Below are 996 nucleotides of genomic sequence, written 5' to 3'. Positions count from 1 at the left end.
GACTGCTGTGAGTTGCGAGGCTCGTCAGCGCATCGCGCATGTCAGCTGAGTTCCTTGATGGCGTTGTTGAGGGCCAGAGCGGTTTCCCGTTCTCTGGAGAGGAGTTCTACACGCTTGTCGTGGAGCTGGACCCCTGCGGCTCCGAAGGCTTCTACCATCCATCGGCCAAGCAGTGCGGTGGCCCTGGGAGGCAGCTCACGGTAGACGCGGCGTACGCGCCGGGAGTGGTGGTCGTAACGGGTGCCCACGCTGAGGCTGGAATTGGCGCGAGCCATACGTGCGACCTGGAAGAGGAATGCGGCATCAGACCGGAACCGCTGTGGGTCACCTTCTCGCAGGAGAACCATCGCTAGCACCGTGTCGATCACTGATCCGGGCGATGCCGCAGCTGCGACCCGTAGTATCTCCTGAGCCGCTAAAAGGCGGTGGCGCTGGATAGAGCGGCCTTGGCGGAATGCACCCTCATAGGAGGCGCAGTCTTCTTGCAGGTCTCGCCAACGTTGCTCCAGCAGTGTCCACGCGGGGCTGGAGGGATTGCGATCTCGATAGCCTTGTATGAATTCAATGAGGTGCTTGAGGTCTTGTTTGCGGATAGCCGCCTGGTCTGGGTGACCGTGACGCCGGAGGCGGCTCTTGTGGGCAGCGCAATACCTTGTCCAGCCACCCGCTACTTCACGCGCACATCCCGCTGCGTGACAGGTCATCGTCGTTCCTTCAGTAAAACATCACAAGATCTGCAACCATCTCTGCGGAGGCAGGTATAAAACCATGCGCCTCGCGGTAATGACCGCAGCCGTGAGCAAGGCGCTTGACAGATTCCACCGAGCACTCGGCCCACGGAGGCACCTGAGAGCGCCGTAGCGCCCCTGTGGGACGCGTTCCGGGGTGGGCGCAGGGAAGCTGGTTAGGGTCACGCGCGAAAACGCCGTACGGAGCTCCTGGCGCCGCCGGATTCACCTCCAGTCATGATAAACGACCCTTCTACCTCCGTGTTGG

1 protein-coding gene is annotated in these 996 nt (G+C 61.7%); it reads right to left on the bottom strand.

The window, feature by feature from the left end:
- Nucleotides 1-41: 41 nt before the first annotated feature.
- The gene (locus LRG07_RS13700) at nucleotides 42-275 is read right to left on the bottom strand and encodes a hypothetical protein (RefSeq protein WP_201243125.1); all 234 of its coding nucleotides are present in this window, start codon (nucleotides 273-275) and stop codon (nucleotides 42-44) included.
- Nucleotides 276-996 lie beyond the last annotated feature (721 nt).

The organism is Halorhodospira sp. 9622 (assembly GCF_022228025.1).
GTDB classification, from domain to species: domain Bacteria; phylum Pseudomonadota; class Gammaproteobacteria; order Nitrococcales; family Halorhodospiraceae; genus Halorhodospira; species Halorhodospira halophila_A.
Note: the sequence above shows the minus strand (reverse complement) of the source record. Positions and strands in the feature narration are given on the sequence as shown.

What these genes read in the sequence shown, in the direction of transcription:
- LRG07_RS13700 (WP_201243125.1), bottom strand. Translation starts at nt 275, where the DNA reads ATGGCTCGCGCCAATTCCAGCCTCAGCGTGGGCACCCGTTACGACCAC.